At 56.5% G+C, this 25,949-nt stretch carries 29 protein-coding genes; 14 read left to right on the top strand and 15 right to left on the bottom strand.

All coding sequences use genetic code 11. The features are described 5' to 3' along the window. Nucleotides 1–3: 3 nt before the first annotated feature. Both cfa and punC read right to left on the bottom strand, forming a co-directional pair. Entirely contained in the window at nt 4–1,152 is a 1,149-nt protein-coding gene (gene cfa / locus AC3EMD_RS11420) for a cyclopropane fatty acyl phospholipid synthase (RefSeq protein WP_008804616.1), read from the bottom strand. 293 nt (nt 1,153–1,445) lie between these two features. After that, nucleotides 1,446–2,627, bottom strand: coding sequence for a purine nucleoside transporter PunC (gene punC / locus AC3EMD_RS11425; protein ID WP_012541514.1), 1,182 nt, complete (start codon nt 2,625–2,627; stop codon nt 1,446–1,448). Nucleotides 2,628–2,739: 112 nt separating this feature from the next. Between punC and punR the strand changes: the two genes are divergently transcribed. Next, nucleotides 2,740–3,651: a DNA-binding transcriptional activator PunR gene (gene punR, locus AC3EMD_RS11430; RefSeq protein WP_012541515.1), complete on the top strand. Its 912-nt coding sequence runs from the start codon at nt 2,740–2,742 to the stop codon at nt 3,649–3,651. Nucleotides 3,652–3,669: 18 nt separating this feature from the next. On the opposite strand, the gene purR is transcribed toward punR, so the two are convergent. Further along, nucleotides 3,670–4,695: an HTH-type transcriptional repressor PurR gene (gene purR / locus AC3EMD_RS11435; protein WP_004202888.1), complete on the bottom strand. Its 1,026-nt coding sequence runs from the start codon at nt 4,693–4,695 to the stop codon at nt 3,670–3,672. A 292-nt stretch (nt 4,696–4,987) separates the two neighbouring features. On the opposite strand from purR, the gene cydH reads away from it, so the two are divergent. Beyond that, nucleotides 4,988–5,080 (top strand): cytochrome bd-I oxidase subunit CydH, encoded by a 93-nt coding sequence (gene cydH / locus AC3EMD_RS11440; RefSeq protein ID WP_012968036.1) that lies wholly within the window; start codon nt 4,988–4,990, stop codon nt 5,078–5,080. 167 nt (nt 5,081–5,247) lie between these two features. Next, entirely contained in the window at nt 5,248–6,414 is a 1,167-nt protein-coding gene (locus tag AC3EMD_RS11445) for an MFS transporter (protein WP_002907773.1), read from the top strand. Between the two features lie 62 nt (nt 6,415–6,476). On the opposite strand, the gene sodB is transcribed toward AC3EMD_RS11445, so the two are convergent. Continuing rightward, the gene (gene sodB, locus AC3EMD_RS11450; protein WP_002907771.1) at nt 6,477–7,058 is read right to left on the bottom strand and encodes a superoxide dismutase [Fe]; all 582 of its coding nucleotides are present in this window, start codon (nt 7,056–7,058) and stop codon (nt 6,477–6,479) included. Between the two features lie 483 nt (nt 7,059–7,541). Between sodB and AC3EMD_RS11455 the strand changes: the two genes are divergently transcribed. Further along, on the top strand, nt 7,542–8,027 hold the full coding sequence (locus AC3EMD_RS11455) for a helix-turn-helix domain-containing protein (RefSeq protein WP_008804621.1): 486 nt from the start codon (nt 7,542–7,544) through the stop codon (nt 8,025–8,027). Here the strand turns inward: AC3EMD_RS11455 and AC3EMD_RS11460 are convergent. Further along, nucleotides 7,982–8,854 (bottom strand): C40 family peptidase, encoded by an 873-nt coding sequence (locus tag AC3EMD_RS11460; RefSeq protein WP_012968037.1) that lies wholly within the window; start codon nt 8,852–8,854, stop codon nt 7,982–7,984. The genes AC3EMD_RS11455 and AC3EMD_RS11460 overlap by 46 nt on opposite strands. Before the next feature lie 340 nt (nt 8,855–9,194). On the opposite strand from AC3EMD_RS11460, the gene AC3EMD_RS11465 reads away from it, so the two are divergent. Continuing rightward, nucleotides 9,195–9,542 (top strand): Grx4 family monothiol glutaredoxin, encoded by a 348-nt coding sequence (locus AC3EMD_RS11465; protein ID WP_002907768.1) that lies wholly within the window; start codon nt 9,195–9,197, stop codon nt 9,540–9,542. A gap of 47 nt (nt 9,543–9,589) precedes the next feature. On the opposite strand, the gene rnt is transcribed toward AC3EMD_RS11465, so the two are convergent. From rnt to AC3EMD_RS11485, 4 genes are all read right to left on the bottom strand, one after another. After that, nucleotides 9,590–10,237 (bottom strand): ribonuclease T, encoded by a 648-nt coding sequence (gene rnt / locus AC3EMD_RS11470; protein ID WP_008804623.1) that lies wholly within the window; start codon nt 10,235–10,237, stop codon nt 9,590–9,592. Between the two features lie 137 nt (nt 10,238–10,374). Further along, complete coding sequence (gene gloA / locus AC3EMD_RS11475; RefSeq protein WP_002907764.1) at nt 10,375–10,782, bottom strand: lactoylglutathione lyase; 408 nt, start codon at nt 10,780–10,782, stop codon at nt 10,375–10,377. Between the two features lie 78 nt (nt 10,783–10,860). Then, on the bottom strand, nt 10,861–11,958 hold the full coding sequence (gene nemA / locus AC3EMD_RS11480) for an alkene reductase (protein ID WP_064160443.1): 1,098 nt from the start codon (nt 11,956–11,958) through the stop codon (nt 10,861–10,863). A gap of 53 nt (nt 11,959–12,011) precedes the next feature. Continuing rightward, nucleotides 12,012–12,611, bottom strand: a complete 600-nt coding sequence (locus tag AC3EMD_RS11485) for a TetR/AcrR family transcriptional regulator (RefSeq protein WP_008804625.1) — start codon at nt 12,609–12,611, stop codon at nt 12,012–12,014. A 139-nt stretch (nt 12,612–12,750) separates the two neighbouring features. Between AC3EMD_RS11485 and AC3EMD_RS11490 the strand changes: the two genes are divergently transcribed. The 3 genes from AC3EMD_RS11490 (at nt 12,751) to sodC (ending at nt 14,529) form a co-directional block, all read left to right on the top strand. Then, nucleotides 12,751–12,993 (top strand): DUF1289 domain-containing protein, encoded by a 243-nt coding sequence (locus tag AC3EMD_RS11490; RefSeq protein ID WP_008804626.1) that lies wholly within the window; start codon nt 12,751–12,753, stop codon nt 12,991–12,993. A gap of 48 nt (nt 12,994–13,041) precedes the next feature. Further along, nucleotides 13,042–13,938 (top strand): aldo/keto reductase, encoded by an 897-nt coding sequence (locus tag AC3EMD_RS11495; protein ID WP_008804627.1) that lies wholly within the window; start codon nt 13,042–13,044, stop codon nt 13,936–13,938. Between the two features lie 69 nt (nt 13,939–14,007). Then, nucleotides 14,008–14,529 carry a superoxide dismutase [Cu-Zn] SodC gene (gene sodC, locus AC3EMD_RS11500; protein ID WP_008804628.1) on the top strand — a complete coding sequence of 174 codons (522 nt, stop codon included), beginning with the start codon at nt 14,008–14,010 and terminating at the stop codon, nt 14,527–14,529. On the opposite strand, the gene AC3EMD_RS11505 is transcribed toward sodC, so the two are convergent. Genes AC3EMD_RS11505 through AC3EMD_RS11515 form a run of 3 tightly spaced genes read right to left on the bottom strand, consistent with a single transcriptional unit; the run spans nt 14,522 to nt 17,689 of the window. Continuing rightward, nucleotides 14,522–16,546, bottom strand: a complete 2,025-nt coding sequence (locus AC3EMD_RS11505; RefSeq protein WP_023297740.1) for an FUSC family protein — start codon at nt 16,544–16,546, stop codon at nt 14,522–14,524. The two genes, sodC and AC3EMD_RS11505, sit on opposite strands and share 8 nt — an antisense overlap. Further along, nucleotides 16,546–17,442 carry an efflux RND transporter periplasmic adaptor subunit gene (locus tag AC3EMD_RS11510; RefSeq protein WP_016161200.1) on the bottom strand — a complete coding sequence of 299 codons (897 nt, stop codon included), beginning with the start codon at nt 17,440–17,442 and terminating at the stop codon, nt 16,546–16,548. Before AC3EMD_RS11510 ends, AC3EMD_RS11505 begins: the two co-directional genes overlap by 1 nt. A gap of 10 nt (nt 17,443–17,452) precedes the next feature. Then, complete coding sequence (locus tag AC3EMD_RS11515; protein WP_004143834.1) at nt 17,453–17,689, bottom strand: DUF1656 domain-containing protein; 237 nt, start codon at nt 17,687–17,689, stop codon at nt 17,453–17,455. Nucleotides 17,690–17,861: 172 nt separating this feature from the next. Between AC3EMD_RS11515 and slyA the strand changes: the two genes are divergently transcribed. Beyond that, nucleotides 17,862–18,302, top strand: a complete 441-nt coding sequence (gene slyA, locus AC3EMD_RS11520; protein WP_008804631.1) for a transcriptional regulator SlyA — start codon at nt 17,862–17,864, stop codon at nt 18,300–18,302. Between the two features lie 36 nt (nt 18,303–18,338). Here the strand turns inward: slyA and AC3EMD_RS11525 are convergent, their stop codons facing one another. Both AC3EMD_RS11525 and slyB read right to left on the bottom strand, forming a co-directional pair. Then, nucleotides 18,339–19,700, bottom strand: coding sequence for a sensor domain-containing diguanylate cyclase (locus tag AC3EMD_RS11525; protein WP_101139113.1), 1,362 nt, complete (start codon nt 19,698–19,700; stop codon nt 18,339–18,341). Between the two features lie 220 nt (nt 19,701–19,920). After that, the gene (slyB, locus tag AC3EMD_RS11530) at nt 19,921–20,388 is read right to left on the bottom strand and encodes an outer membrane lipoprotein SlyB (RefSeq protein ID WP_008804633.1); all 468 of its coding nucleotides are present in this window, start codon (nt 20,386–20,388) and stop codon (nt 19,921–19,923) included. 268 nt (nt 20,389–20,656) lie between these two features. Between slyB and anmK the strand changes: the two genes are divergently transcribed. The 5 genes from anmK (at nt 20,657) to pdxY (ending at nt 25,231) form a co-directional block, all read left to right on the top strand. Beyond that, nucleotides 20,657–21,781: an anhydro-N-acetylmuramic acid kinase gene (gene anmK, locus AC3EMD_RS11535; protein ID WP_012968043.1), complete on the top strand. Its 1,125-nt coding sequence runs from the start codon at nt 20,657–20,659 to the stop codon at nt 21,779–21,781. A gap of 92 nt (nt 21,782–21,873) precedes the next feature. Beyond that, complete coding sequence (mliC, locus tag AC3EMD_RS11540; protein ID WP_032691200.1) at nt 21,874–22,197, top strand: C-type lysozyme inhibitor; 324 nt, start codon at nt 21,874–21,876, stop codon at nt 22,195–22,197. Between the two features lie 57 nt (nt 22,198–22,254). After that, the gene (gene pdxH / locus AC3EMD_RS11545) at nt 22,255–22,911 is read left to right on the top strand and encodes a pyridoxamine 5'-phosphate oxidase (protein WP_302074185.1); all 657 of its coding nucleotides are present in this window, start codon (nt 22,255–22,257) and stop codon (nt 22,909–22,911) included. A 124-nt stretch (nt 22,912–23,035) separates the two neighbouring features. Beyond that, complete coding sequence (gene tyrS, locus AC3EMD_RS11550) at nt 23,036–24,310, top strand: tyrosine--tRNA ligase (RefSeq protein WP_012968045.1); 1,275 nt, start codon at nt 23,036–23,038, stop codon at nt 24,308–24,310. Between the two features lie 60 nt (nt 24,311–24,370). Further along, nucleotides 24,371–25,231 carry a pyridoxal kinase PdxY gene (gene pdxY, locus AC3EMD_RS11555; protein WP_008804638.1) on the top strand — a complete coding sequence of 287 codons (861 nt, stop codon included), beginning with the start codon at nt 24,371–24,373 and terminating at the stop codon, nt 25,229–25,231. 42 nt (nt 25,232–25,273) lie between these two features. Here pdxY and gstA read toward each other — a convergent pair whose 3' ends face one another. Beyond that, nucleotides 25,274–25,879 (bottom strand): glutathione transferase GstA, encoded by a 606-nt coding sequence (gstA, locus tag AC3EMD_RS11560; protein WP_012541527.1) that lies wholly within the window; start codon nt 25,877–25,879, stop codon nt 25,274–25,276. Nucleotides 25,880–25,949 lie beyond the last annotated feature (70 nt).

A 25,949-nucleotide genomic window follows, 5' to 3' on the forward strand; every position in this document is an offset into this window, starting at 1 on the left:
TTGTTAGCGGGCGATGCGTAGCCCATGTTCAATGCCGCGCGAGAACACTACCTGCCAGAGCTGAATGTCACGGGCGCGGAAGGCGCCGGCGCAGGCGTTCAGATAATAGCTGAACATCCGTTTGAAACGTTCAGAATAGTTATCGGCAATTTCCGGCCAGCTGGCGAGAAAACGCTCATACCAGGCCATCAGGGTGGTGTCATAATCGGCGCCGAAGTTATGCCAGTCTTCCATCACAAAGTGCTTCTCGCTGGCATCGGCGATCTGCCGAACCGACGGCAGACAGCCGTTGGGGAAGATATATTTATCGATCCACGGGTCGACGTTATGGTCGGTGACTTTGGAACCGATGGTGTGCAGTAAGAAACGGCCGTTGGGTTTCAAATTACGATCCGCGACCTCAAAGTAGGTGGCGTAATTTTTCGGTCCCACGTGCTCGAACATACCGACGGAGACGATACGGTCAAAGCTGTCGTGCAGATCGCGATAGTCCTGGAGCCGAATCTCCACGTCAAGATCAGCGCAGCGCGCCTGGGCCATCTTTTGCTGCTCGGCGGAGATGGTCACGCCGACAACGCTGACCTGGTAATTTCGCGCCATATACTCGGCGAGCCCGCCCCATCCACAGCCGATATCCAGTACCCGCATCCCCGGCTCAAGCTCCAGCTTACGACAGATGAGGTCCAGTTTAGCCTGCTGCGCCGCTTCGAGGGTTTGCGCCTCTTTCCAGTATCCGCAGGAATACTGCATGTAGGGGTCAAGCATTCGGCTGAAGAGATCGTTGCCGAGATCGTAATGCTCTTTGCCAACAATCCAGGCGCGTTTTTTACTTTGCAGATTGAACAGGCGAGCGCCTGCGATGCGGAGTGTATCTTTGAAATGGTGAGGGAGCTGTTTTTCCAGTCCGGCGCGAAGCACTTTGTGGAAGAATATATCCAGACGCTCGCAGTCCCACCAGCCGTCCATATAGCTTTCGCCTAACCCCAGCGACCCCTCCTGCAGGACACGTTTAAAGAAAAGAGGGTTTTTAATTCGCAGGTCTGACGGCGCGGAGCCATTGATTTCTATTCCCGCACGGCCCAATAATTCAGCTGCAATCCGGTACCAGTCATCATTTGGTACACTTACTTCTTCTATACACGATGAACTCATAGCTTCTCCATCACGCCCAAGTGATCAGAACCTTAAAACAGCGTAGACGCTTTTTTGGCTTTGTGAGAAATCTCACGGATAATCCGTGAAGTCGCTATCCGACGTAGAACAGAGGAAGGGAGATAACCCTTGCCGAAAGGCCTTCCATGGTGAAACGGAGGCATCCTGCATCCGTTAATATTTAACTATTTTCTATTTATGTGAACCCGGATCCAGTATAGGACGCTAAGTACTGGCTTTCAATAAAATTTTCTTAGCATGCTAACGACTGGTCCGGGCAACGGCGATGGGCGTTACGCGTGGGAAGAGTGGGGGGTCAGCTCCGGCGTTTGCTGCAGGCGATAGCCGATTCCGGCTAAGCCAATCGAGACCAGCATCACACTGGTGGTGGTCAGCAGCGGCGTGGCGATCAGCGCCGATACCAGCAAACTGGTCAGGAAGCACAATCCCAGCTGCAGCGTATTCTGCAGCGCCGCCGCGCGGCCCGTTGCCTGAGGGAAGGGCTTCAGCGCCTGGGCGACCACAATGGGATAGATCCCGCCGTTGACCACCGCCATCATGCAGAACGGGATCATTAACGCCACCAGCGAGGCATGCGTTTGCAGGCCGACCAGCCAGGTGGCGGCAACGCTGACGGCGAAGACCACCAGCAGCCACGGCAGCATCTGTTGTCCTGACCATTTTTGTAGCAGTGCGCGACAACCATAGCCGCCCACCAGAAAGGCGATGGTCTGTGGGATATAGCTCAGGCCGATAGCGGTTGGGCCATAGCCCATTTCGTGCAGGATAAAAGGTGAACCGGTAAGCCAGGCGAAGAAGCTGGCGGAGCAGGCGGCGTAGATCAGGACGTTGCCGCTGTATTCCCGGGAGCGCAGCAGCGCGAGAAAGGTGATCTTCTGCTGTGTCACTGCTACCGACTTTGCGGCTGCCTTCAGGCGCAGGGCAGGCAGCATCAGCAGCAGAGTAATGGCAAACAGGGTGGCGAAGATGGCTTGCCACTCGAAGTGCACCAGTAGCCAGCTACCCAGCAGCGGGGCCAGCGCTGGCGACAGTCCTACCAGCGGCATAATGGTGGCGAAGATGCGGTTCGTGCGCTGGGCAGGATAGTAATCGGTGACCATCGCCTGCCAGGTAACGGCCGCGGCACAGACGCCAATCGCCTGCAAAAAGCGCAGCGCCAGCATCAGGGTAGCGTTGTGCACCCACAGCATCCCCAGACAGCCGGCCGCGAAAATTGCCAGGCCGCTCAACAGCACCGGTTTGCGCCCATAGCGGTCCGACAGCGGCCCCCAGAACAGCTGCCCCAGCGCGAAGCCGGCGAGGAACAGGCTCAGGCTGGCGCTGATGGAGGCAGCGGAGGTATTGAGATCCTGCTGCATGGCGGCAAACGCCGGCAGGTACATATCGGTGGCCAGAAAGCCCAGCACGCTCAGGCCGGCCAGCCAGACTAAAAATCCTTTCCCAGGTTGTGACATAACGTTCTCATTTTTGGAGTACAGGTACGATGCCGCAGAGTGTAGGGAGTGCATTGTGGCTTGTGAAACGCTAATATTTGTCACATGCATTCAAAAATTTTGCAGGCAGAAAATGTGGTCTGAATACTCTCTGGAAGTGGTTGATGCCGTAGCCCGCAACGGCAGCTTCAGCGCGGCCGCGCAGGAGCTGCACCGGGTGCCCTCCGCCATCAGCTATACCGTGCGTCAGCTTGAAGAGTGGCTGGCCGTTCCCTTGTTTGAGCGCCGCCATCGTGATGTGGAGCTGACGCCCGCAGGGGTCTGGTTCTTACAGGAAGGGCGCTCTGTTATCAAAAAAATGCAGATCACCCGCCAGCAGTGCCAGCAAATCGCCAACGGCTGGCGCGGGCAGCTGTCGATCGCGGTGGATGATATTGTGAAACCGGCGCGGATGCGCCAGATGATCGTCGATTTCTATCGCCATTTTCCCGACGTCGAGCTCATCGTTTTCCAGGAAGTGTTCAACGGCGTATGGGATGCGCTGGCCGACGGCCGTGTAGAACTGGCGATTGGCGCAACGCGATCTATTCCGGTCGGGGGCCGCTATGCGTTTCGCGATATGGGGATGCTGAGCTGGGACTGCGTGGTGGCGAGCGATCACCCGCTGGCGAAGATGGAGGGACCCCTGAGCGATGATGTCCTGCGTAACTGGCCGTCGCTGGTGCGGGAGGATACGTCACGTTCACTGCCCAAACGAACAACCTGGCTGCTGGATAACCAGAAGAGGGTGGTGGTCCCCGACTGGGAATCGTCGGCCACCTGTCTGTCGGCGGGCCTCTGCGTCGGCATGGTGCCGAGCCATTTCGCCCGACCATGGGTAGATCGCGGCGTGTGGACCGCGCTGGCGCTGGAGAATCCGTTCCCGGATGCCGCCTGCTGTCTGACCTGGCAGCAGAGTGATGCCTCACCGGCGCTGAACTGGATGCTCGACTATCTGGGGGACAGCGACACGCTGAATCGGGAATGGCTGCGGGCGCCGGAATAATATGCGCCCGCAAACGTCTTAGCGGCGATAATCGACAAACGGGCCATCCGCCACGGAGCGGCGTTCGACCAGACGAGGATGCACTTCGATAGACTGTGACTCTTCGCGCTTATTAACGATACGATCCAACAGCATGTTAAATGCGGCTTCGCCCAGGGAATCTTTCGGCTGATGAATGGTGGTTAACGCCGGGCTGAAATAGCGGGCGTTACGCACATTATCATAACCGATCAGCGAAATGTCCTGCGGCACCCGCAGCCCCATTTCATCCGCCGCGCAGATAGCGCCCATCGCCATGATATCGCCGCCGCAGAACACCGCCGTCGGACGGTGCTGCTGGCTTAAGATCTGCTGCATAGCGCGGTAGCCGGACTCCGGCTCGAAGTCGCCCTGCACAATCCAGTTTTCCGGCACGCTGATATGCGCCTCTTTCATCGCCTGCATAAAGCCGGCCAGGCGGCCTGCGCCGGTGTTGCGCTCCAGCGGACCCGGGATCACGCCGATTTCACGATGGCCACGTTCAATCAGGTAGCGTCCGGCGATATAGCCGCCCTGGAAGGCGTTATCGATCACCGCATCGGTGAAGTCGGCTTTTGCTTCGCCCCAGTCCATCACCACCATCGGGATATGGCGATACTCTTCCAGCATGCTCAATACCGAATCCGGATATTCGGAACACATCACCAGCAGACCGTCGACACGCTTCTGCGCCATCATCGACAAATAGGCGCGCTGTTTTTCCGGATCGTTCCATGCGTTGCCGAGGATCAGGGTGTAGCCCTTCTGGAAGCAGCTCTTTTCAACAGACTCAATAATTTCAGCAAAATAGGCGGCTTCGCTACTGGTCGCCAGCAGACCAATCGATTTTGTATGATTGACTTTCAGGCTGCGGGCCACGGCGCTCGGCGAGTAGTGCAGCTCTTTGATCGCCGCCCACACCGCATTGCGCGTCTCTTCGGCAACGAAACGGGTTTTGTTAATTACATGTGATACAGTTGTAGTGGAAACGTTTGCGCGCTTCGCTACATCTTTAATAGTTGCCATTACATCTCACTCCATGCCTTGACCTGATCGCCTGATCATCGATACGTAAACGTTTGCCTACACACACCCTGAATACAATTTTCAACATTGCATCACGTCGGGAAAACGACACAGAACGACAGGAAGGGGTCAATGGCCGATACGCTTTTAAATTAGCGTGGGATTTTGTCCGATCTTGGGGCAAAGTGGAAGAGCAAAAATGTGCATCGCCCTAAATCCCGGAAGATTTTTGCGATTTTTTGTGCAAAAATGAGCAAGCTCACTTTTGGTGTGGGGATAACAAGAGGGAAAAATGATGGATACCAATTTAAAGTTTTCGCTGATCACCACGGTTATTGCCCTCGGCGTGATCGTTGCTTTCAGCCTGACCGCCATACTGCACTAATGTTCCAGTGAGGGAGGAGCGCGGCCTCCTCCCCGTATCCCGCCATTATTATCAATTCTGCAAAAATCTTTTGTCATTTCGTTCACTTTTGTTTTTTTGTGATTGATGTCATGCTTTTGGCTTCTGATGTTACGCCGTCCTCTCTGACGGTCTGATGGAGTCATTGAATGAAAATCAACTTTCCTTTACTTGCGCTGGCGATCGGCGCCTTTGGCATCGGTACCACCGAGTTCTCCCCAATGGGATTGCTGCCGGTGATTGCGAAAGGTGTGGACGTCTCGATACCGGTAGCGGGAATGCTGATCAGTGCGTATGCCATCGGCGTCATGGTCGGCGCGCCGTTGATGACCCTGCTGTTGTCACATCGCGCGCGGCGCAATGCGCTGATTTTTCTGATGGGGATCTTCACCGTCGGCAACCTGTTGTCATCCATTGCGCCGGATTACACCACCTTGCTGCTGTCGCGCATTATTACCAGCCTTAACCACGGTGCTTTCTTTGGCCTGGGATCAGTGGTCGCAGCCAGCGTCGTGCCAAAGCATAAGCAGGCCAGCGCGGTAGCCACGATGTTTATGGGGCTCACCATCGCCAACATCGGCGGTGTGCCGGCGGCGACCTGGCTTGGCGAAACCATCGGCTGGCGGATGTCCTTCCTGGCCACCGCAGGGTTAGGCCTGCTGGCGATGGTCAGTCTGTGGTTCTCTCTGCCGAAGGGCAGCGCCGGTGAGCGCCCGGATGTCAAAAAAGAGCTTTCAGTCCTGCTACGCCCGCAGGTACTCTCCGCCTTGCTGACTACCGTGCTCGGTGCCGGGGCAATGTTTACGCTGTATACCTATATCTCGCCAGTGCTCAATACGCTGACCCACGCTTCATCGCTGTTTATTACCGCGATGCTGGTGCTGATTGGCGTTGGTTTTTCGCTGGGCAACTATCTGGGCGGCAAATTCGCCGACCGGTCGGTCTCTGGCACGCTGAAAGGCTTTCTGCTGCTGCTGATGGCGATCATGTTGGCGATCCCGCTGCTGGCGCAATCCCAGGCCGGAGCGGCCATCAGCATGATTGTCTGGGGCGCAGCCACCTTTGCGGTGGTTCCGCCGCTGCAGATGCGGGTCATGCGCGTGGCGCATGAAGCGCCGGGGCTCTCTTCTTCGGTGAATATCGGCGCGTTCAACCTCGGCAACGCGCTGGGCGCCGCCGCCGGTGGGGCGGTGATCTCTGGCGGACTGGGCTATGCGTTTGTGCCGGTGATGGGGGCGATTATCGCCGGTCTGGCGCTGCTGCTGGTCTGGTTCAGCGGACGAGCGCAGCCGGAAGAGGCCTTTGCCAGCCAGTAACGCGAGTGTAGGGAAGGGCTAAAAAAAACCGCAGCCGGGGAGACCCTGCTGCGGTTTGTCGTTTATGCCGCCAGGTTGGCCGCAACAAACTTCCAGTTAACCAGCGCCCAGAAATGGTCCAGGTAGCTTGGACGGGCATTGCGGTAGTCGATGTAGTAGGCGTGTTCCCAGACGTCAACGGTCAGCAGCGGCTTCGCGTCGGTGGTCAGCGGGGTACCGGCGTTGCTGGTGGAGACGATAGCCAGGCTGCCGTCGGCATTTTTGACCAGCCAGGTCCAGCCCGCGCCGAAGTTTTTCGCTGCGGCATCGGTAAATTTGGCTTTAAAATCCGCAAAGCTGCCGAAGGATTTGGCAATCGCGGCCGCTAACTCGCCTTCCGGTTCGCCGCCGGCGTTCGGCGCCAGGCAGTTCCAGTAGAAGGTGTGGTTCCAGACCTGGGCTGCGTTGTTGAATACGCCGCCTTCAGAAGTGCGGACGATCTCTTCGAGAGATTTGCCTTCGAACGCAGTGCCTTTGATCAGGTTGTTGAGGTTAGTGACATACGCCTGGTGGTGTTTACCGTAGTGATATTCCAGGGTTTCTGCGGAAATGTGCGGCGCCAGGGCGTCTTTTGCATATGGTAATGCAGGTAATTCAAACGACATTGCTACTCTCCTTATAACTTTTTGTTTTTCTCACATTGACAAGATGAGGTTTTCATCAGAATCGTGTTCTGGCCACCCGGCGCTGTCGCGTCACGGGCTGTTATTGTATTGAGAATGTTAACATTTGCCGCAAGCAGTGAAAAGCCTTACAACGATAAAGGCTATTGCCGCAGGCGCAACTGATGAAGGCTTAACCGTTTTCTACGGGACGAGGCGTCAAACCGCTCGCAGATGTTGCAAAAATGTTTACGGAGACGCCGTCTGCGCTTTTCCGACTCTCGCAGGGAAGGTTTAACGTCTTCTGCTTTTTCTCTGACGATCGCAGCCATGCATCCTCGTTGAGGATAAATATTCATTTAAAATCAGATTGTTAATAAAAATATGCGCCCAGGCAATCGCCGCTATGCCAATAATTCATTGTCTATTTTGCTATTTGTATGACAAATATGACCACCGACATGAATTTCCCACAGGATGGCTACGATGGCAAAAACAGGTGAGGTGGTGAGCCCGAAGATGATCCCGGTTGTACAGGGGATCGTTGACTGGATCGAAGCCCATATTTTAGACACCCTGCCGGTCAGCACGATTGCGAAAAAGTCCGGTTATTCGCACTGGTATTTCCAGCGGCAGTTCGCCATGGTGACCGGCTGCACGCTGGCGAACTACGTCAGTCGGCGAAAAATGACCATTGCGACAATCTATTTAACGCAGACGCAAGCGTCGATACAGAGTATTTCTCAGTGCCTGGGATACGACGGACAGGCCGCTTTCTGCCGGACCTTTCACCGTCACTTTGGTATGTCGCCCACCCGCTATCGTCGGGAAGCGCCGGGCAAGGAGATGAATATGCAGTATCCTTTGACGGTAGAAGGGAAAGACGCGCAGGTGAGGCGGTCTGCCGCCGTAGCGGCAGACCAGGATCAGCGAATGGTTTTCGGCGTCATGACGCGACGAGCGCCAACATAATGGCGAACCCAGTAATCCTCGCTCAGGGAGGTGATTTGTATATCACGACCTGTGCGTGGTGACTGAATAAATTTCCCGTTGCCGACGTAGACGCCAACGTGATCGGCAGTACCGCGTCCGCGGGTGCGGAAGAAGACCAAATCGCCGCTCTGCAGTTCATCACGATCCACCGGACGCGCATCGCGCAGGTGGTACATTTCATTAGCCGTACGCGGGATGTGAATTTTGACCAGGTCCTTATAGGCGTAATAAACCAGTCCGCTGCAGTCAAAGCCGGTACGTGGCGAGGTGCCGCCCCAGCGATAGGGTTTACCCAACTGGCCCATCAATTTGTTCATGGCGGTACTTTGCGCTTTCTGCACCCGGACTTTATGGGCGTCGGCGATCGTTAAATTCGCATCGCTGGCCTCAGGTTTACAGCGTTTTTTATAGCCCTTACGCACCACGCATTTGCTTTTGACGCTGTTCAGCGCCAGGGTCGGCTCGGCGCTGGCGGCGACCGTTTTCGCGCACTGCTTTTTATAACCTTTACGCAGCACGCATTTTTTCGTCGCGCCGGCGGCCTGACGATGAAGTGCGGTTTGGCTTGCTGCGGTAGTGCGGGAAGGGAGCCGGGTGCTCGAGGACTTTTTACTGGTGGTTTTAGCGGTGGTTTTACTTTTTTGACTGGTAGCTTTTTTCTTGCGCTCTGAGCCACTTTTCGCGGGCAACGCCTTTGGCGAAGCGGAGGCGTGCGTATGCCCTGACGCCTGAGCCAGTGGCGTGAATGAGATAGATGTGAACAGTAATGCACAGAGCGATATCGCGATTTTGTTTAGCCGCGCCACTGAGCAATCCCCTGATTAATTACAGACATGTACAAATGCCTGACGATGAATGACAAACCGGAATGATTCTAAAGCATAAAAACCCGGAAAGTTAATATTCTTTTGTATCAAAAATGTCGATTGGTTAACGATTGCAAGAAAACGCGTCAGACATTGACCGTCTCGCACAGAAAATGCGCAATGAGCGCCCGCCTGCGACGGCAAAATGATATTTTTAAGGCAACTTCGCGCAACAGAAGATAAAATATGAATAGTGAAAAAAATGTTATTATCCGTCCTGCCTACAGGACGCTACAATGACAAGTTACTGCCGTAGAAAGAAGTTTAAGGAAGCACGACAATGAGCTCGACTTTAGAAAAGATCCAACGCCAAATCGCTGAAAACCCGATCCTGTTGTACATGAAAGGGTCGCCGAAGCTGCCAAGCTGCGGTTTCTCTGCCCAGGCCGTTCAGGCGCTGTCCGCCTGTGGCGAACGTTTTGCTTACGTTGATATCCTGCAGAACCCGGATATCCGCGCCGAGCTGCCTAAATACGCCAACTGGCCGACTTTCCCGCAGCTGTGGGTAGACGGTGAACTGGTGGGCGGCTGCGATATCGTCATCGAAATGTACCAGCGCGGTGAACTGCAGCAGCTGATCAAAGAGACGGCGGCGAAGTACCACACCGACGAGCCGAAAGCGGAGTAATTCCCGCCATCCGTAAAAAAGCGACTTCCTGGAAGTCGCTTTTTTTATTACTCCGGGGTGGCCACGGGCAGCGGCCAGCCGCCCAGACGCTTCCAGCGGTTCACAATCTCACAAAACAGCTGCGCCGTCTGCTCGGTATCGTACAGGGCGGAGTGGGCCTGCGCGCCATCGAAGGCCATACCCGCGGCGATACAGGCTTTCGACAGCACCGTCTGGCCCAGCGCCAGCCCGCTCAGCGCGGCGGTGTCGAAGGTAACAAACGGATGGAACGGATTGCGTTTAAGCCCCGCGCGTTCGGCGGCGGTCATGGTGAAGCTGTGGTCAAAGGTCGCATTGTGCGCCACCATGATCGCCCGGCTGCAGTCGCTCTCTTTCATCCCTTTGCGTACCATTTTGAAGATGGCATGCAGGGCATCGTATTCGCTGACGGCGCCGCGCTCCGGGTCGTGCGGGTTAATTCCGTTAAAGGCCAGCGCTTCGGGCTGCAGATTGGCGCCCTCGAAAGGTTCAACATGAAAATGCAGCGTTTCATCGGGCATCAGCCAGCCTTGCTCATCCATCTTCAACGTAATGGCGGCGATCTCCAGCAGAGCGTCGGTTTTGGCATTAAATCCTGCGGTTTCAACATCAATCACCACCGGATAAAAACCGCGGAAACGGTCGCACAGACCATTCAGTTGAGCATTCTCGGACATCAGATTCTCTTAGCTGGAAAAAAGTAGCGCGCATTATGGCAAATTTTGCCGCGGCTTGCAGCAGGCAGGGGTGAAAACAACGGGCGCCGCAGCGCCCGGGCGAGCCACGGCATTAAAGAGGCCTGGCTCGGGAAGCGTTAGTTGCCCAGACCTTTGCCGGCATCTTTCTCTTCAATGAGCTCGATTTTGTAACCGTCCGGATCTTCCACGAAGGCGATGACGGTGGTGCCGCCTTTTACCGGGCCGGCTTCACGGGTGACGTTGCCCCCGTTCTGGCGGATCCGTTCGCAGGCTTCGGCGGCGTTGTCGACGCTCAGCGCGATATGGCCGTAGGCGGTGCCCAGCTCATAGCTGTCCACGCCCCAGTTGTAGGTCAGTTCGATCACCGCGGTTTCGCTCTCTTCGCCGTAGCCGACAAAGGCGAGGGAGTACTTGTACTCCGGGTTTTCGCTGGTGCGCAGCAGCTTCATGCCCAACACGTTGGTATAGAAGTCGATAGAACGTTGCAGGTCGCCAACGCGCAGCATGGTGTGGAGTAAGCGCATAATGTCCCCTATGCAGTTTATTTGATAGATCAGAACCTTGAGTATAGCGGCGATACGTCGCCGCTATCAATGGAGGGATTACAGCGTAGGGTAGTCGGTGTAGCCTTCCGCGCCGCCGCCATAGAAAGTTTCCGGGCGCTGGGGGTTGAGCGCCGCTTTTTTCTGCAGACGGGCCACCAGATCCGGGTTGGCGATGTAATCGCGGCCAAAGGCCACAGCATCAATGAGCCCTTTATTGATAAGATCGTTAGCTTTTTCTACCGTGTAGGCGCCAGCGCCAATGATCACGCCCGGGAAGCGGTCGCGAACTTTCTGACGGAAGGCTTCGCTGTACGGCTTGCCGCCCGCCCAGTCCGGCTCGGACATGTGCAGATAGGCGATACCGCGTTTCGCCAGTTCGCTAATCAGATACAGCGCGTCTTCTTCTTCGTTCGGGCCATTATCCACATTCTGGAAGCTGCCAATCGGCGACACGCGGATGCCGATCCGGTCAGCGCTCCACTCTTTGCTCACGGCGTCGACCACTTCCAGTACCAGACGGGCACGGTTCTCCACGCTGCCGCCGTACTGATCGGTACGCTGGTTCGCCGACGGCGAGAGGAACTGGTGCAGCAGATAGCCGTGGGCCGAGTGCAACTCAACCAGATCGAAGCCAGCGTCACGGGCATTGCCGACCGCCTGACGGAAATCGTCGACGATCCCCGGGATCTCTTCGGTTTCCAGGGCACGCGGCATCGAGGTGTCGGCGCGAATAGCATGGCCGTTTTCATCGCGCAGGGAGGTGCGAGTACCGGCGCTCAGCGCGGAAGGCGCTACCGGCGCGCCGCCGCCAGGTTGCAGGCTGCTATGGGAAATACGCCCGGTGTGCCACAGCTGGACGGCGATACGGCCATTTTCCGTATGAACACCGGCGGTGATTTTCTGCCAGGCGGCAATCTGCTCCGGGCTGTGCAGGCCCGGCGCGCCGGCATAGCCTTTGGCCTGGGCAGAAATCTGCGTCGCTTCGGTGATGATCAGGCCGGAGCTGGCGCGCTGGCGGTAGTATTCGCCCATCAGCGGGGTAGGGATATCGCCCGGCTCGATGCTACGCAGACGCGTCAACGGCGCCATAAATACGCGATTAGGGACGGTGACCGCACCGACTTTCAACGGGCTGAATAATTTTGCTTCCGACATAGTGACTCCTGAGTAGACCGGTCGTCTAGTAACTGATGAAATAAAAACGCCTGTTATACCGCAGGCGCCGCAATAATCTGTTTGGCGTGGGCAAGGGCGCTTTCCAGCGGCCTTGCGCTACGCGTAATTTTGGCCTGCAGGTTGGCCCCGAGCCACAGGGAATACAGCACCTGCGACAGGGTCATGGCCTCGCCGTCAAACGCCAGACTGCCTTCCTGACGTCCTTTCTCCAGCGCGTCGCCCAGCAGGGCGATAATCTGACTGGCACCATGGTCCATGGCGGTACGCATATCTTCCGACAGGTCGCAAACCTCTGCCGACAACTTGACGGTAAGACAGCCGCTAATAATCCCCTGCTGGCAGAACTGATTCAGCGTGTGCTGATAATAAGCCAGCAGGCGGTCACGATAGTTGCCGTCGCCATGATCGAAGTGGTCGACCAGGCGCTGCAGATATCCGGTGTAGTGATGTTCGAGCAGCGCGACGCCGAAGGCTTCTTTAGAGCGGAAGTAATGGTAGAAAGAGCCCTTAGGCACTTCCGCCGTCTTCAGAAGTTCGCTCAAGCCCATTCCGGTAAAACCGCGATGCATGCAGAGCTGCTCGCCGGTGACCAGGATATGTTCTCGGGTATCGCATTCGCTGTGTCTGTTCATGGAGCACACTGTAGTAGACCGATTGGTCTAATGCAAGCGTCGGCGGAAAAATGTTAGCTGGCGCAGCACGTAGTGAACAAAATTTGCGTCGGCGCGGGGAAACGTCTTCAATGAAAGGAGACGAGGGGACAGGAGACGTGTGGTGGCAGAGCAGTTAGAGTTTTTCCCGGTGCAGAGCCCGTGCCGGGGAATATGTCAGACCGACGAGCGCGGCTACTGTCGCGGCTGTTTCCGCAGCCGTGAGGAACGTTTTAACTGGCAAACGATGAGTGATGCGCAGAAACAGGAGGTGTTGCGTCTCTGCCGCCAACGGCTGCTGCGCAAAATACGCGCGAACAAGCCGGAACCGGCGGAAGAACCGCAGCAACCCTCACTGTTTTAAACCAAAAAGTACGTATACTCAGTACACTTTTTTATTGAGGAAGCGGTTATGGTTCAGCGTATTGCTATGGCTCCCCAGGGGCCGGAATTTTCGCGTTTTGTGATGGGCTACTGGCGTCTGATGGACTGGAAAATGTCGCCAGGCGAGCTGGTCAGCTTTATTGAACAGCATCTCGATTTAGGCGTAACCACTGTCGATCACGCCGATATCTATGGCGATTATCAGTGTGAGGCTGCCTTTGGCGAAGCGCTGAAGCTGGCGCCGCATCTGCGTAATCGCATGGAAATTGTCAGCAAATGCGGCATCGCCACCCGGGCGCGGGCTGAAAACACCATCGGCCACTATATCACCGACCGCGACCACATCGTGCTGAGCGCTGAGCAATCGCTGCGTAATCTGGCGACGGACCATCTCGATCTGCTGCTGATCCATCGGCCGGATCCGCTAATGAATGCCGATGAAGTGGCTGAGGCGTTCCTCGCGCTGCATCACAGCGGAAAAGTGCGCCACTTTGGCGTATCGAACTTTACCCCAGCCCAGTTCACTCTTCTGCAGTCGCGCCTGCCGTTTACCCTGGCCACCAATCAGGTCGAAATCTCGCCGGTGCATCAGCCGCTGTTGCTCGACGGCACGCTCGATCAGCTGCAGCAGCTGCGTATTCGTCCGATGGCGTGGTCCTGCCTTGGCGGCGGACGCCTGTTCAATGAAGAGGGCTTCCAGCCGCTGCGCGATGAGCTGGCGCAGGTAGCGCATGAGCTCAATGCCGACAGCATCGAGCAGGTGGTCTACGCCTGGATATTGCGTCTGCCCTCGCAGCCGCTGCCGATTATCGGCTCGGGCAAAATCGAACGCGTGCGTTCCGCGATCGTGGCCGAAAAACTTAGCATGACCCGTCAGCAGTGGTTCCGTATCCGCAAAGCCGCGCTCGGTTACGACGTACCGTAACGGGCATTTCGCCTCCGGAAAGGCGTTCCTGGTTTACACTTAACAGGGAGACAGCCATCCGGAGGTGTTATGCAACGATGTATTCTCGCGATCTTATCCCTCGCATTTTGCGCTGGCGCACAGGCCGTCAGTGAAGATGTTCAACTTAATCTCGTGACCCCCCAGGGCGTCGGGCAGTCCATCGGCAGTGTAAAAATCACCGAAACCGACCGCGGCCTCGAGTTCGCCCCCGAACTGCGGGCATTGCCGCCGGGCAAGCACGGCTTTCATATTCATGCCGAAGGCAGCTGCCAGCCGGCGATGAAAGAGGGCAAAGCGGTGGCCGCCGGGGCGGCGGGCGGACATTATGACCCGCAACATACCGGGAAACACGAAGGGCCGCTGGGCACCGGGCATCTTGGCGATTTGCCTCTGCTGGTGGTCAACGACGCGGGCGTGGCCGACCAGCCAATTATTGCCCCACGTCTGAAAACGCTGGATGAGGTGAAGGGGAAAGCGCTGATGGTCCACGTGGGCGGCGATAATATGGCCGACAACCCGCAGCCGCTGGGCGGCGGCGGCGAGCGGTTTGCCTGCGGGGTGATTAAGTAGTCTTTTCGCCAATCGTCCCGGCGATCGGGGCCTGTTCCAGCTGTGACAGGGCGCAATACAGTCGCCAGATTGCGGCGGCCAGCTCCCGGGCCGCTGGCTGATGATGGTGGTTCAGGACGTCGCAGATCCGCAGCAGCTCCTGCAGGGTGGAGGCCAGCGGGCGCTGCTGCACGCCGCGCTCGCTCATCACATCGCGCAGCAAATTGATGCACAGGTCGCGCACCTGGGCGAGGGGATCGGAGCGGGTTTCCCATTCCCGAAGCTGCCAGACGACGTGCGAGCAGTTGAGCAGCACCACCCCCCAACGTAGTAACCAGCGCCGTGCCAGGGCATCTTTACTCTGACTGAGCTGGCTGACATGGTGGTACACCAGCGATTCAAATTCATGTTCGCTATGCTGGGGATGACGGCTGAGCTGATCGACAAAGTGACGCCGTAACGCTCTGATATGGCGTCGCCCTTTGCGGGCGTCTGAGCCCGGACTGAGCACCGCAAAAGCCAGCCAGGCAAAGCCCACGCCGACAATCTTGCTTAAGTTATCATTGAAAAAAGCCGCATAGTCGTACACCGGCGGATTGGTGACGGAGATAAACGAGCCCATAAACACGATAAGCTGTCCCCACAGGCCGGCATATTTGGGCCACTGTAGCTTGAGCAACTGCATGGTGGTCAGCAGCGGGAACAGAAATAGCAGAAACTGCCACAGGTCGGTTATCTGCACCATCAGGCCGAACTTCACCACAAAACTGAACAGCGACAGCAGCACCAGGGTCTGCATTAGCAGCGTCAGCGATCGAAACGGCGAAGCCGAGACCGAATAGAGCACGCAGCAGATGGAGGCCAGGGTCAGGGCAGCCGCGCAGCTGGTCCACTGGGTGCTGATCCCCCATGCGCCAATCGCCACCAGCGCGCAAAAAGTACGGATGCCATTGAGCAAGGCCTCTGCCTGGTCGGTGTGGCGGGCCAGGGCTGGCGCCGAAGGTACGTTGAACTCGGCGATCGCCGACGCATTCTCTACCCGGCGGATCCAGCGACTGCTTTCCAGATAAATGCGACAGAAATAGCGCAGTCGCGCCCAAAAGGCGATATGACGGTAATCGGCATCCGGCGGCGGCGCCAGAGGCGCCAGAATGCGGGCGACATGATAGCTGTCAGCATGGGGAGCAGCGAGTTCAGCAAGCAGCGACTCCAGCACCTGACGAGTGTTCGCCGGCGCGTCCGGCCAGTTCAGCAACATACGTCGCAGACTGGAAATGACGCTGGTCATTCGGAGCTGCTGATGCAGCAGGTAGTTCAGCAGGGGATTCTGCCGACGGAAGCGGTAGTGACTCCAGAAGGCCTGGATGCGCAGCAGGTTCATGGTGAGGATCTGGCCAATCACGCTTTCGTGAGCGGTGCGGATGGCATCAGTCGTCTCTGGCACCCACAGCAGGCTGGCGTGCTCCAGCAGCCGGGCGTGCATGGTTTTCAGGGCCGTCAGCAGGTTGCTGCCGTCGGAGGTGCTGGGCAGGATCATCATCATGAGTCCGCCGCAGAGGATCCCAACGATGACTTCGCAGACGCGCGACTGAGCGATCACCCAAAGTTCGTAGCTGTCGCTGATGTTAATCACCGGAAACGCGATGATGGCGCAGGTATAGCCGGCAAGCTGAAAGGCGTAGGCCACGTTGTTGGTGAACAGCGCGCAGGCCCAGGTGCACAGCGCCAGCCAGCCGGAAATACTGAACAGAAACAGCCAGGGATCGTTCAGCGTATGGCCCGCCAGCAGCAGGGCGGCGCAGGCGCCGAGCAGGCTGCCGGCGATGCGGCCAAAGCTTTTACTGATCACGCCGCCGACGGTGGGAAAGCTGACCACTGCCGCGGAGGTCATCGCCCAGTACGGCTCATCGAGATCCAGCGCGTAGGCGATGCTTAACGCGAGACACATAGCGATGCCGTTACGCAACGCGTATCGCCACTGTGGACGGGTGGCTTTAACCCAGGGCAGTGTGCGCCACGACAGGGCCTGCAGATTCATTACTGCCCGCCGATCGAGACAGTGCAGGTGGTGCCGGAGACCAGAGTGACGTCCGCCGGTAGCGTATCAAAGGCAATCCGCACCGGAACGCGCTGCGCGAGACGCACCCAGGGGATATTCGGTTTGATGTTGGCCACCAGCCCGGTTCCCTGTTCCACGCTCTGATCGACAATTGCCCGGCCGATGCTGGCGACATGCCCGTGCAGCGTCTGCTGATTACTGTAGAGAATAATCTGCGCCGGATCGCCGATGCGGATATGACGCAGTTTAGTCTCTTCAAAGTAGCCCAGCACGTAAAACGAGTGGCTGTCTACCAGAGCAAAGACCGGGTGGCCGGTAGTGGCGTAATCGCCGACGCGGGTGGAGAGGTTGGTCACCCAGCCGTCCACTGGCGCTTTGACCGTTGTTTGGCTTAGCTGCCATTGCGCATGTTTCAGCATCGCTTCGCTGACGCCCAGTCCCGCTCTGGCGGCCGCCAGGTTGGTGGTGGCCGTATTCAGCGCGGTGTTGACGTTCTCAAGATCTTCAGCCGAGATCGCATTCTGCGACAGGTTGCGACGACGACGTGCCTCGCTGGCGGCCTTCGTTTGCTCAGCCTGCGCTTTCGCCACCTCGGCTTGCGCTTTCGCCTGCTGCGCCTGGGCGTTCAGCACGGCGATACGGTAGGGGGTGTCGTCGATAGTGAACAGAACATCCCCGGCGTTGACCCGTTGGTTGTCCGTCACGTTCAACTGCAGAATGCTACCGGAGACCTGAGGGGTGATCCCGACCTGCTCTGCACGCACTTTGCCGTCGCGGGTCCAGGGGGACTGGGTGTAGAAATTCCATAACAGCCATGCGGCGATCAGGGCGATAGCCGCAACCAACAGCGTTGACAGATATTTTAGTTTTTTCATAGCAAGGAGATCACCAGGCAATCAGTAACACCAGGGCCAGACAGACCGAGAGCGCGAACAGGGAGAGATCCATCAGCAGGGGATGCCAGATGTCGCCGGCATACATCCAGTCACGCAGCTGACGATGTAAAAACAACCAGATAAAAAAACCTAATAAGACGGCTTTGAACAGCGGAGGGAAATAGACGGACGCGCCGAACACCAGGTCCTGCAGCGGCAATCCGGATGTGTTAAGACTCAGTTTCACAAGCAAAAATCCTTTGCCATTACAGGGGTAACCTCAGAGCGTGCTACGCTATAACAGTGTAAATCATTGTTTTGGTTTTTGTTGAATCAAGTAATTCATTTGTTTTGATAATTCAAATGCTGCACACTATTCTAAAATCAGTATAATAACTTAGCAAGCTAATTATAAGGAGATGAAATTGGAATCGCCACTTGGTTCTGATCTGGCACGTTTAGTCCGCGTTTGGCGCGCGCTAATCGACCATCGCCTGAAACCTCTGGAGTTAACGCAGACTCACTGGGTCACGCTGCATAACATCCACCAGCTGCCGCCTGAGCAGTCGCAGATCCAGCTGGCGAAAGCCATCGGCATTGAACAGCCGTCGCTGGTGCGCACGCTCGATCAGCTGGAGGAGAAAGGGCTTATTTCTCGCCAGACCTGTTCAAGCGACCGGCGGGCCAAACGCATCAAGCTCACTGAAAAAGCTGAACCGTTGATCAATGAGATGGAAGAGGTGATAGGCAAGACCCGCGATGAAATCCTGTCGGGGGTGTCAAAGCAGGAAGTGGAAACGTTGCTCCACTTAATTCGTAAACTTGAACAAAATATCCTCGATCTCCAGGCAAAAGATTAATTTTTTAGCGGCCCGGGTTGCCCCGGGCCGTTTTTTTTAGTCGCCAGGGTGACGCCAGACCACCACCCGATTACGCCCGCTGTTTTTCGCTTCATACATGGCCGCATCTGCGCGCTCGACGCACGTTTCTGCGCTCACGCTTCTATCGCGCGTCGTATACAACCCCATACTGATGGTCATTCGCTCCGGCAGAGGGTTTTGCTCAGCGTTGACGGCCAGGCGGATACGCTCGGCGATCGCCAGGGCGTCTTTCTCGGCGGTGTTGACCAGCAGCAGGGCAAACTCCTCACCGCCAATGCGGGCAGCAGCGTCATCCGCGCGCGAATGGTTCTCCAGTACCGAGGCGGCAAACTGGATCACCTTGTCGCCGGCGACGTGGCCATAGTTATCATTGATGCGTTTGAAATGATCGAGGTCACTGATAATCACTGACAGCGGATGCTGGGGGTTTACCTTCGCCAGCTGCTGGTTCAGGGTGTCGTAGAAGAAGCTGCGGTTATAAAGCCGGGTCAACGGGTCGCGAATCGAGTTCTGGTACGAGTTGACATACTTATGGTTAGACTCACGGTAGAGCATAAAGACGTCGACCAGCAGCACCAGAATCAGGAACAGGGTACAAAGCGTTTCGAAAAAACGCGCCTGGTACCAGGTCTGATCGAGGTCCCCGGCGGTGGAGACTAGCTGGAAGAGGGTGTAAAGATAAGCGCTGCAAAAAAAAGCGCCGCTAAACCAGAAAATATTGCGTAATTTACTTAGGCTAATTAATAAAATAAGCGTGATAAACCAGATAGCCATCAGCAGCCAGCCGATAATACTTTGCCACAGTGGCGTGAAGGTATGACTAAGATCGTCGATAAAATTGACGCTCAGCCACGGCGAGTGGCTGGAGTACACCCACGATAAAAAAATAATTGTTAATGTAAAAACGATACATGCCGCGAATGTAATTATGTGTGCTTTCAGCGAGTGCATGATGCGCTGGCGGAAGTAATACAAAACAATAGATGACATGAATAATACAGCCATCATTATATTGCGAAAGAAATAATAGATAACGGCGTCATTTTGATTAATGACCGGGGTCGTGCTGCAGGTAAGCCAGTCCGGATAGCTGCTGAGGGTGCCCAGCATCAGCAGCGCTGAACAGGCAAAGCCGAAAGCAACAGGTGTAAGGTACAGGCGGCGCTTGCTGCTCCAGTATTTCATGCCCATAAAACAGGCAATAGTAATATGAAAGACCATCAGAAAGCTGGTCAGTAGAGGAAATAATATTGATGAGGTAGTGCTGAAACTGGTATGAAAAAAAGCGGTCACTCCGGCAATGCCGAACCCGGCCAGTAAGCAAATAAAAACATATATAATAAAACGTTTAGCAACATGATTGACATGTTTGAGCATAGGCAAGATCCCAGAGAGAAAAGCAACAGCGACGTTCAGTCGACAAAGTATTATGACAATCTGAGAGTAGTGGGGGCGGTGAGATAAGATATTGCGCAGGCGCAATGATTGATGAACTACTTGAATATAATATATCTGATTGCTAATACGAATCTATTACGGTGGAATAACCGCGGCTGAAAAATACGATGCGGCGCAACGGGCCGCATCGCAAGGGGGGTTATCGAGGAGAAACGGTGACCTGGCTGCCGCTGCCGGCAATGGCGACGCGCTGACCCACAGAGAACGGCGTGCTGCCCTGTTTCTGCACCACCAGAATGGTGTTGCCATCATCCTTACGGATTTCCAGTTCTACGCCCTGGGTTTTGTTCATTGCACCCTGAACGCCCTGGCCTGCGACGCCGCCCGCGACAGCGCCAGCCGCGGTGGCAAGAGAGCGTCCGGTACCGCCGCCGATGGTGTTGCCGAGGAACCCGCCGAGCACAGCACCGCCAATGGCGCCGATGGCATTGCTGTCGTCGCCGCTCTGGATCTGCACGGCGCGCGTATGCACAATCGTACCGTAAGTTACGCTCTGCACCTGTTTGGCTTCAGATGCGGAATAAACGTCGCCGGACAGGCCGCTGCTGCTCACGCAGCCTGCGAGCGTAAAACCAATCATCGATACAGCCAAAACACGTAAAATCATTTATGAATCTCCTGTTCACCGAAGGTGTTCAATTGAACGTCCATACGGTTAATTATATGGCATTTAGTCGCCGGCGGGCATAGCTTCCGCCCTGACTATACAAAAAATAATAATTAATGATGCTTCAACCTAAACTAAACGCCGGTTCTTTACGGTGTTCTCTGAAATGTCGCTCTATTGTTAAAAAGTATTATAACAACATAGCATTAGCGGGCGCTTTATGGTGGAGTGAGGCGTATACGAGGGTCATGGAATGAAGGAAAAACGTATGAGATCGGGTCGCTTTATTGGCGTTATGTCCGGTACCAGCCTTGATGGTATCGATGTCGTATTGGCCGCCATCAACGAAAACATCGTGGCGCAGCAGGCCAGTCTCACCTGGCCCATACCACACCCAATAAAAGAAGAGATCCTCGCGATTTGCCAGGGCCAGTCGTTGACCCTCTCACAACTGGGGCGTCTGGACACTCGTCTGGGGCGGCTGTTTGCCGATGCCGTACTGGCGCTGATGCGCCAGGAAAATCTCAAGCCCACCGACGTTATCGCTATCGGCTGCCATGGACAGACCGTATGGCATGAACCGCAAGGCGACGCGCCGCACACGCTGCAAATCGGCGACAACAACCAGATCGCCGCGCATACCGGAGTCACGGTGGTGGGGGATTTTCGCCGGCGCGATATGGCGCTTGGCGGGCAGGGGGCGCCGTTGGTCCCGGCATTTCATCATGCGCTGCTGGCGCATCCCATTGAACGGCGGATGGTGCTGAATATCGGTGGCATCGCCAACGTGTCGCTGCTGGTGCCGGGGCAGCCGGTGCGCGGCTATGATACCGGGCCGGGAAATATGTTGCTGGACGCCTGGATCTGGCGTCAGCAGGGTAAACCGTATGATAAGGATGCCCAGTGGGCCAGCGAAGGTAAAGTGATGCTGCCGCTGCTGCAGGACATGCTGAGCGATCCGTGGTTTGCTTTACCGGCGCCGAAAAGCACCGGTCGTGAATATTTCAATTACGGTTGGCTGGAAAAACATCTGGCCCGTTATTCGGGACTGCGTGGACAGGATGTGCAGGCCACGCTGGCGGAATTAACCGCTGTGACCATCAGTGAGCAGGTATTGTTAAGCGGCGGCTGCGAGCGTTTGTTAGTGTGCGGCGGCGGCGCGCGTAACCCCTTGTTAATGGCGCGCCTGGCGGCACTGTTGCCGGGAACCGAAGTCTCCACCACCGATGAGGCGGGGATCAGCGGCGATGATATGGAGGCGCTGGCCTTTGCCTGGCTGGCCTGGCGTACGCTGGCGGGGCTGCCGGGTAATCTTCCCTCAGTGACCGGCGCCAGCGAAGCCACGGTGCTGGGCGCCATTTTCCCGGCTAACCCGCCGCAGAATCGGAGTTAACTGAAATCTTAAACACGGCGCGACCGGTAAACTGGACAAGTTAAGCGGTGGGCGGAGTGCCCTCCGTGACCGGGAAAGTCGAAGGCAAACGAATGAAAAAAATTCTTATCGCAGTTGTACCTTTTATGCTGGCGGGCTGTAGCTACTACAACCAGTTTGTCGAGCGGATGCAGACGGACACGCTGGAGTATCAATGCGACCAGAAACCGTTAACGGTCCATCGCAATAATACCCGCCAACAGGTGAGTTTTATCTATGATAATCAGCAACTGAACCTGGCTGAGGGGCTGTCGGCTTCGGGGGCGCGCTACACCGACGGCGTCTACGTCTTCTGGTCGAAGGGCGATACCGCTACCGTCTATAAACGCGATCGCATCATCCTCGATAACTGTCAGCTGCAGACGGCCAAACGTTGAGATTTCTGTCGGGGGGGCGCACAATAACGCCACCTTATGACTACATCCTCAATGGCCATGTCTGATAACGACGAACTCCAGCAAATCGCGCACTTGCGCCGTGAATATACCCGTGGCGGTTTGCGTCGCCACGATCTTCCTGCTGAACCCCTGCCGCTGTTTGAACGCTGGCTGCGTCAGGCCTGTAACGCGAAACTCGCAGACCCGACCGCGATGGTGGTTGCTACCGTTGATGAGCGCGGCCAACCTTACCAGCGTATTGTGCTGCTGAAGCATTACGATGAAAAAGGGCTGGTGTTTTATACCAACCTTGGCAGCCGCAAAGCCCATCAGATTGAAAAAAATCCCCAGGTGAGCCTGCTGTTTCCGTGGCATATGCTGGAGCGCCAGGTGATGGTGATCGGCAAAGCGGAGCGCTTGTCGACGCTGGAGGTGGTCAAATATTTCCACAGCCGTCCGCGCGATAGCCAAATCGGCGCCTGGGTCTCCCAGCAGTCCAGTCGCATTTCCGCCCGCGGGATCCTGGAGAGCAAATTCCTCGAGCTGAAGCAGAAATTCCAGCAGGGGGAAGTGCCGCTGCCGAGTTTCTGGGGCGGATTCCGCGTCAGCGTCGAGCAGATGGAGTTCTGGCAGGGGGGCGAACATCGGCTGCATGACCGCTTTTTATACCAGCGTGATAATGGCGCCTGGAAAATAGACCGCCTGGCACCGTAAACGCCGAAATTAGTTATCGAAGCGCTGGCGCTGAAAGGGCCGGCGCTTTATTCTATGTACTTTTCGCATCTGGCGAAAAGTCGTGTACCGGCAGAGGTGCAGTCGTTTATACATGGAGAATTTGATGGCAAGCAGTAACTTGATTAAACAATTGCAAGAGCGGGGGCTAGTAGCCCAGGTGACGGACGAGGAAGCGTTAGCAGAGCGACTGGCGCAAGGCCCGATCGCGCTCTATTGCGGCTTCGATCCTACCGCTGACAGCTTGCATTTGGGGCATCTTGTTCCATTGTTATGCCTGAAACGCTTCCAGCAGGCAGGTCATAAACCTGTAGCGCTGGTGGGCGGCGCAACCGGTCTGATTGGCGACCCAAGCTTTAAAGCCGCTGAGCGTAAGCTAAATACCGAGGATACCGTGCAGGAGTGGGTGGATAAAATCCGCAAACAGGTGGCCCCGTTCCTTGATTTTGACTGTGGCGACAACTCGGCGATCGCGGCGAACAACTATGACTGGTTTGGCAGCATGAACGTGCTGACCTTCCTGCGCGATATCGGCAAACACTTCTCTGTTAACCAGATGATCAACAAAGAAGCGGTGAAGCAGCGTCTGAATCGTGACGATCAGGGTATCTCCTTTACCGAGTTCTCCTACAACCTGCTGCAAGGGTACGACTTTGCCTGCCTGAACAAGCTGCACGGCGTAGCGCTGCAGATCGGCGGCTCCGACCAGTGGGGCAACATCACCTCCGGTATCGATCTGACCCGTCGCCTGCACCAGAACCAGGTGTTTGGCCTGACGGTTCCGCTGATCACCAAAGCAGATGGCACCAAATTCGGTAAAACCGAAGGCGGCGCCGTGTGGCTGGATCCGAAGAAAACCAGTCCGTACAAATTCTACCAGTTCTGGATCAACACCGCGGATGCTGATGTCTATCGTTTCCTCAAGTTCTTCACCTTTATGGACATGGCGGAGATCAATGCTCTGGAAGAAGAAGACAAAAACAGCGGTAAAGCGCCGCGCGCCCAGTACGTGCTGGCAGAGCAGGTGACGCGCCTGGTCCACGGCGAAGAAGGCCTGGAAGCGGCGAAGCGCATTACCGAAAGCCTGTTCAACGGTAACCTGAGCGACCTGAGCGAAGCAGATTTCGAACAGCTGGCGCAGGATGGCGTGCCGATGATCGAAATGGAAAAAGGCGCCGATCTCCTGCAGGCGCTGGTGGATTCCGAGCTGCAGCCGTCCCGCGGTCAGGCGCGTAAAACCGTTGCCTCGAACGCGGTGACCATCAACGGTGAAAAACAGGCCGACCCGGAATATGTATTCAGCGACAGCGACCGTCTGTTCGGCCGCTACACCTTACTGCGTCGCGGTAAAAAGAATTACTGCCTGGTCTGCTGGAAATAAAAAATAAAACCAGGGCGTGGGAAACCACGCCCTTTTTCTTTTTAGGGTTGTGGTAAGAAAATGAAGAACATCCTCGCCATTCAGTCTCACGTTGTGTTTGGCCACGCCGGCAACAGTGCCGCCGAGTTTCCGATGCGCCGTCTGGGCGCCAATGTCTGGCCCCTGAATACCGTTCAGTTCTCCAACCATACGCAATACGGTAAATGGACCGGTTGCGTGATGCCGCCTTCACACCTGACGGAGATCGTCCAGGGCATTGCCGACATCGACAAGCTGCAGACCTGCGATGCGGTTCTGAGCGGCTACCTCGGTTCCGCTGAACAGGGCGAGCATATCCTCGGTATCGTGCGTCAGGTGAAAGCGGCCAATCCGGCGGCGAAGTACTTTTGTGACCCGGTGATGGGCCATCCGGAGAAAGGGTGCATCGTCGCGCCCGGCGTGGCGGAATTCCACGTGCGTTATGCGCTGCCGGCCAGCGATATTATTGCGCCGAATCTGGTTGAGCTGGAGATCCTGTGCGGTCATCCGGTCGCCAGCGTCAGCGAAGCGGTAGCTGCTGCGCGGGAGCTGATTGCCCAGGGGCCGGAGGTGGTGTTGGTTAAACATCTTTCCCGCGCCGGTCTGAGCATGGATCGTTTTGAGATGCTGCTGGTGACGGCCGAAGAAGCCTGGCATATCAGTCGGCCGCTGGTGGATTTTGGCCTGCGTCAGCCGGTTGGCGTCGGCGATGTGACCAGTGGACTGCTGCTGGTGAAACTGCTGCAGGGTGCCAGCCTGCGCGATGCGCTTGAGCACGTTACCGCCGCGGTGTACGAGATCATGCTCACCACCAAAAACATGCAAGAGTATGAACTGCAGGTGGTGGCGGCGCAGGATCGCATTGCCGTACCGGAGCACTGCTTCAGCGCCACCCGGCTGTAACTCCCCGGGCCTGCCCGACGGTCCGCCGGGCAGGTTCAGGCCTTATTTTAAGCCTTCAGCCGCCAGTGCGGCCGCCACCGCCGGACGCGCTGCCACCTGCGCCATCCAGCTGCCGATATGACCATAGGCAGCCATATCCAGTTTTATGCCATAGCCCCAGCGCAGCACGGTGAACAGATAGCCATCGGCGATAGTAAAGCGATGGCCGGTCAGCCACTGTTTATCTTCCAGCGACGTATCAACATACTGCAGTTTCTTCTCGAGCAACGCCCGCGCGACAGGCTTATAGTCTTCCGGGGTATCCGGGCGGAACAGCGGGGTAAAGCCTTTATGCAGCTCGGTGGCCACGTAATTCAGCCACTCCAGGGTCTGGTAGCGGGCAATGGAGCCCACTGGCGCCAGCAGATGGCGGTCCGGCACCTGATCGGCGATGTACTGCATAATAGCCACGCCCTCAGTGAGCAGGATGTCATCATCCAGCAGCAACGCCGGCACCTGACCTTTCGGGTTGATCAGCAGATAATCATCCCCGTTTTCCAGCCGTTTTTTGGCCAGGTCCACGCTCTGCAACGTGAAATCCAGGCCGCTTTCGCGCAGGGCGATATGCGAGGCCAGGGAACAGGCGCCGGGTTTGTAGAACAGTTTCATGCGTAACTCCTCGTGGCTGCAGTTTTCTGTATGTTAGTCCCGCCAGGGGTAAAAAAAAAGCCGCTAACCT

Source organism: Klebsiella sp. PK18, assembly GCF_057784655.1.